Here is a 6,075-nt window from a genome sequence, read left to right as displayed (position 1 = left end):
TTAAGCAAATTGGTATAACCAAGCACACCTTAAGGTTTTAACAACATTTAATAGGTGTGCTGATACCTAGACGACTAACTTTTATCTGCTTTTCTAAAACTTCCTTGGTAATCAAATAACTTTTCGGAAACCTGCCAACCAAACTTTTTATGTAATTTGGCGATAACAAAATCTGGCGCGATGAGATCTGTCGTCGTTACCTGTGCAGCAGATAGCCACTTTGCAGGCACAGGTGTTGACTTTCTTCGTTTTGCAAAAAGCTGGTGGAACACAAATACACTTTTTTGATTAGAAAAATCATACACCTCACTACAGCTGGCACCATCTTCATCAAAGTAAGTAACTTTTAACTTATTTTCGCTAAACACTTCCCCACTTAAGCCGCTACACCTTAACACCATCGCATGTTTTAAATTAAGGGCAGCACGGAGCTTATCATCTGGGTCAGCCATTACCCCGCCACACTGATGACATTGCCTTGCCGCAATATCGTTTTCAGCACCACATGCGTCACATTCTTTGAATTTGAAGCGAAAGTCACATTGTTGTGAATCCCCATCAATATCCTCCAACAGCCCCTGGCAGCGTCGCCCAAAATGCTCTATCACTTTGCCCTGCTCATCCACTTTCCCCCAAAATATGTTTGCAAAGCCACAGCCTGGGCAAAGTACCTGTACCGGTTCATTGTCATTACTCGGCTTTTTGCTGCCAACCTCTGGCGAAAATAAGTCGAAATCATTTCCCGCATAATCTAAAACCAGACAATCTACTTTATTGTCATCCAGCCTAAGTCCTCTGCCTACAATTTGCTGATACAGGCTTACTGATTCTGTTGGGCGTAAAATTGCGATAACGTCTACGTGGGGAGCATCAAATCCAGTAGTCAATACCGACACATTAACTAGGTATTTAATTTCTTTATTTTTAAATTTCTTGATTAACAGATCACGCTCTGTAGATTTGGTTTCACCGGTAATTAGCGCACTACACTGCTCCGGTAAGTAACCTAACACTTCCTTTGCGTGCATGACGGTGGCTGCGAAAATCATCACCCCTTGTCGCTGTGTACTCAAACCTATCAAGTGCTCAATAATACTTTTTGTCGCACGAGTCTGAGCATTTAATAATGTATTCATGTCTGATGCTGAATAGCGCCCAAATGAATCTGTATTTAAACTGGAAAAGTCATAGTTTTCTACCGCAGGATCTATTTGATTTGGTGGGGTTAGGTAGTTGTTTTTGATCATATACCTAAGCGGCAACTCATAAATACAATGCTTAAATGGTGAATCAGCTCCACCTCTCACGAAACCATGATAATGTTTTTGGTATATCCACCCCATACCCAACCGATAAGGTGTTGCAGTGAGGCCTAGTATTTTTAAGTTTGGATTTAGTGTCCGTACTTGCTGCAGGATTTGCTGATACTGGCTGTTATCCTCGCCGCTTACTCGATGACATTCATCAATAATAACGAGGGAATAGAATTGATCGAGCTGAGAGACATTTCTCGATAAAGATTGCACACTGGCAAACGTGACTTGATGCTGTAACGACTTTTCTTTTAAGCCAGCGGAAAAAATACTCGCCTGTAAACCATAACTTTTATATTTTTGTGCATTTTGTTCAACTAACTCTTTAACATGAGTTAATACCAGTATTTTATGTTTAGCAAGCTTTGCTAATTCTGCAATAACTAAACTTTTTCCAGCTCCTGTCGGTAATACTATGACAGCAGAATCATTACTTTTACGAAAGTGAACCAAGGTATTTGTTACGGCTTCTTTCTGATAAGGTCTTAATACGTAAATAAGCGCCTCAAATATAACTAATTGATCCAAAAAAGGCGTATCTATTGAGATACGCCTTTCATGTAGGCTTTATCAGTGCAATATCTAACTACACCAATAATCGGCTATTTATTCGATTAGATAATCATCTAAGTTAACACCTTGGAATACCTTAGGTGTTTTACCGCGACCCGTCCACTCTGTTACCTCACCGTCAATGATTATACGGTATTTAGGTTTTACTTTTGAGCGACGATCAGCTGCGCCTTCACCTACTAAATCATCAAGCGTAAGTCCTTTTTCTTTCAACATTGCCATTACTTCAGCTTTGGCTTGTTGTTGTTCCTTTTGCTCATCCAGCGCTTTTTGAATATACTCCAATGCTTTTTCTAAATCACTCGGACTTGCAGTTTTTACAAAAGACTTGATCTCACGCATTGACACTCTCTCATTTAAGCTAGTTTTAATATTAATATTGAATACTATATTAAAATTTTAAAAAAACAAATTCTATTCTATATACCTAAAGATTTTAACAAAAAAAAGCGCCATAATAGCGCTTTTGTATGTGATTTAAGAAATTTTAATTACATTTTGTTTAAAACTCAATCTACTTTCCAGTCAATTGTCCCACCTGCTTTAATAGGAACTACTGAGCCTGTGCCGAGTGTGTAAGAGTCAGGCACCACCCATGGTGATTTTGTTAACGTAATCGTATCTTGATTTCGTGGCAAATTATAAAAGTCAGGGCCAAAGTGGCTTGCAAAGCCTTCAAGCTTGTCAAGTGCTCCCGCTTCTTCAAATGCTTCAGCGTAAAGTTCAATAGCGGCATGCGCCGTATAGGCACCAGCACAACCACATGCCGCTTCTTTTTTGTCTTTTGCATGAGGCGCAGAGTCTGTGCCTAGGAAAAACTTTTTACTGCCACTCGTTGCAGCTGCAATCAAAGCCTGCTGGTGAGTATTACGTTTTAAGATTGGCAGACAATAGTAGTGAGGGCGAATACCACCAGCCAGCATGTGATTACGATTATATAGTAAATGATGGGCTGTGATTGTAGCGGCAACATTGTCCGGTGCATTGGTAACAAAATCAACAGCATCTTTTGTGGTAATATGCTCCAACACAATCTTTAAAGACGGGAAGTTGTCTACTACCTTAGAGAGTTTAGTTTCAAGAAACACTTTTTCTCGGTCGAAAATATCGATTGAAGAGTCTGTCACTTCCCCATGCACTAGCAGCAACATACCAACCTCTTGCATAGCTTCAAGTGCAGGATATACATTTTCAATATCCGTGACACCCGAATCTGAATTAGTCGTCGCACCGGCTGGATACAGTTTAGCCGCAACAATGTGACCAGTTGCCTTTGCTTTTTTGATTTCCTCTGGCGTCGTATTGTCTGTAAGATAAAGCACCATTAAAGGTTCAAAATTACCTTGCGGATTAGCACCCATGATCCGCTCGCGATATGCCAAAGCACTGTCGGTACATGTTGCTGGGGGCACTAAGTTAGGCATAATAATCGCTCGCCCCATGTAGCGACTAATGTCTCTTACGGTATCAACCAATACGTCACCATCTCGCAGGTGAACATGCCAATCATCCGGTCTTGTGATTGTTAGCGTTTGTTTGCTGCTCATTGCTCTCTTCCACTACTGAATTTGCCCGATCATAGGCCGCGATTTGGTGTTAGTAAAGTTTTTAAGACGAAGCTTAGTTTATTTCAACTCAGAGGTATGGCTCTCTGTAGCGCAATAAAACAAACACTTCAGTATTGGTAAATAAGTGCAAATTACGTTAACGTAATCATAGTCATTTATGAGAAATATGTATGCTATCTGAAAACCAAAAACTAGAATCAAAAACAGAGCAGCTTAGCATCATCAACCAGTTTTCCTCGTCACTGCTGCACCTGACCAAGCTCGATGAATTATTTGAATACGTTACAACACAAGTCGTTAGTAAACTTGGCTTTGTTGATTGTGTGATTTATCTTGCAGACCCTTATCAAGAATACCTTGAAGTAGCTGCAAGCATGGGCGTGTCGGAAAATAATAGCGACTATCGAGTGGCACAAACTAGGATAAAAATAGGCTCAGGTATTACCGGCCAAGTGGCAATGACAAGAACGCCCTTTATTTCTGGAGATGTCGCTTCTCACCCTATGTACATCGCAGATCTTCGCCCTGCTCTATCAGAATTATGTGTACCGTTGGAATATGAAGACCACTTGATTGGTGTAATTGATTGCGAGCACCCTGAAGCGGATTATTTTACTGCTGCACACTTACAGATTTTATCAACCGTCGCGCATTTATTAAGTGCAAAAATACATCAACTTAGAACACTGGAAAATCTACAATCCACCATTGCTCAATTACATCAGGCTCAGAATCTAGAGAAGTCTTTGTTGAAAATCGCTAACATCACTTATCGCTTCGAGAATTTAGAAGCTTTTTATGATGATCTATATATGATCATTGCATCCCAACTAAGTGCGGAAAACTTTTTTATTGGTTTATACGATACCCAAGAGGACGTGCTAGAAATCGTTTACTTGGTTGAAGGTGCAGAAAAATGCAATGCGCACCAGCGAGTGTCAAAAGATCAAATAAAACATAGCGCATCTTATTTTATATTAAAAAATCAGCGACCACTTTTATGCGACCATCTCCAGTTTAACACGCACATAAAACGGGGACATTTTAAGATGATTGGCCGCTCGCCCCGCTCTTGGCTGGGTGTGCCATTTATTGTTAATAGCCAGTATCAAGGTGTAATTGTCCTACAGAGTTATGACAATGACCACGCCTTCGTCAACCACGACCTTTCTATTTTGACTTATATAAGCCGTCAAGTCAGCATGGCAATTGACCGGCAATTATCAAGGCAAGCACTTGAACACCGCGCGCTACATGACGACTTAACAAGTCTGGCGAATCGATATCTGTTATTAGAGCGGATAAAACATGCTATTTTACGACTCGCTCGAGGCTCATCTTCTCACATGCACTGCCTTATTTATCTAGATTTAGATAGGTTTAAAAGTATCAATGATTCGCTTGGGCATGATGTTGGTGATCACTTCTTAATTGCAATTGTGGAAAAAGTTGGTACTTGTATTCGTAAAACAGATACATTTGCTCGCCTTGGTGGCGATGAATTTGCAATTTTTTTAGAAAATGTGTCGGATAAAAAGCAAGTGAGTGTCCTCCTTGATAGGATCACCAAAGCAATTACCAAGCCCCTACATATCGACGGTCATGTGCTACAGGCATCAGCAAGTATAGGTGTTGCCTTTACCGACAAAGACTCTGATAGCGCAATCAACCTATTGCAGCAAGCTGATGCAGCTATGTATGAGGCTAAGTCCTCAGGACGAGGACAAGTGTGTTATTTTAATAACGCGATGCGTAAGCGCCTGAAACAACAAGCAGATATAGAAAATGATCTCCAGCATGGCATTAAAAATAACGAATTTGCTTTGTACTACCAACCGATATTTTCACTCAACACCGGAGCGATTGTTGGTTTCGAGGCATTAGTCCGATGGTTTCACCCAAAAAATGGCCTTGTTTCTCCTGATACCTTTATTCAAATAGCAGAGCAAACCGGGCAAATCATCGAGCTGGACTTGCACCTTCTGACCCTAGCTGCAGCACAATTAAAGCGCTGGAAAGATCAAGGTCAACCGCCGATACGAGTTACCGTCAATGTCTCTTCTCGGCATTTTGCCAGCCTAGAGTTTGTAGATACAATCAGAGAGCTTTATCAACGTTATGAGCTGCATTCTGGCTCACTATGTTTGGAGATCACAGAGTCAGGGCTTATCGCTAATTTAGCGCTAGCGACAAAAATAATCCATGGACTGGCTTCCCTTGGCGTCAAGCTTTATCTAGATGACTTTGGTACCGGATATTCAGCACTTGGTTATTTACATCAATTACCTATACACGTGCTAAAAATAGATAAAAGCTTTATTGATCAGCTCACTGAAAAAGAAAACCCACTCGTAGATGCAATTTTAAAGCTTGCTCAATCACTCAATTTGACTGTGGTTGCTGAGGGCATAGAGCAGCAGACACAATGGCAGTTATTGAAACAAAAAGGCTGTCAGTTTGGCCAAGGGTTTATTGTTTCTCAACCGCTGCCAGCAGATCAAGCGATGGCTTTTGTTTTTAGCTACTCTGAAAACATAGGCAAAATTTAAAAACAACCAGCTCGTTCATCTTTAAGCCAAACCTTTGATTAACGCACCAAAGGTTTGGAGAAAATTTGACTT

The 6,075-nt window shown here is 40.6% G+C and carries 4 protein-coding genes; 1 reads left to right on the top strand and 3 read right to left on the bottom strand.

Annotated features, from left to right (window positions below; translation table 11 throughout):
* Positions 1-74: 74 nt before the first annotated feature.
* The 3 genes from D9603_RS03225 to pyrC form a co-directional block, all read right to left on the bottom strand.
* Complete coding sequence (locus D9603_RS03225; protein ID WP_241651565.1) at positions 75-1,841, bottom strand: DEAD/DEAH box helicase family protein; 1,767 nt, start codon at positions 1,839-1,841, stop codon at positions 75-77.
* Positions 1,842-1,919: 78 nt separating this feature from the next.
* Positions 1,920-2,228: an H-NS histone family protein gene (locus D9603_RS03220; RefSeq protein ID WP_125252343.1), complete on the bottom strand. Its 309-nt coding sequence runs from the start codon at positions 2,226-2,228 to the stop codon at positions 1,920-1,922.
* A 167-nt stretch (positions 2,229-2,395) separates the two neighbouring features.
* Positions 2,396-3,433, bottom strand: coding sequence for a dihydroorotase (gene pyrC / locus D9603_RS03215; RefSeq protein WP_128730077.1), 1,038 nt, complete (start codon positions 3,431-3,433; stop codon positions 2,396-2,398).
* Between the two features lie 191 nt (positions 3,434-3,624).
* Between pyrC and D9603_RS03210 the strand changes: the two genes are divergently transcribed.
* Positions 3,625-6,003: an EAL domain-containing protein gene (locus D9603_RS03210; protein WP_128730075.1), complete on the top strand. Its 2,379-nt coding sequence runs from the start codon at positions 3,625-3,627 to the stop codon at positions 6,001-6,003.
* The last annotated feature ends 72 nt before the right edge of the window (positions 6,004-6,075 follow it).

Source organism: Pseudoalteromonas sp. PS5 (genome assembly GCF_004103255.1).
Taxonomy (GTDB): Bacteria; Pseudomonadota; Gammaproteobacteria; order Enterobacterales; family Alteromonadaceae; genus Pseudoalteromonas; species Pseudoalteromonas peptidolytica.
Note: the sequence above shows the minus strand (reverse complement) of the source record. Positions and strands in the feature narration are given on the sequence as shown.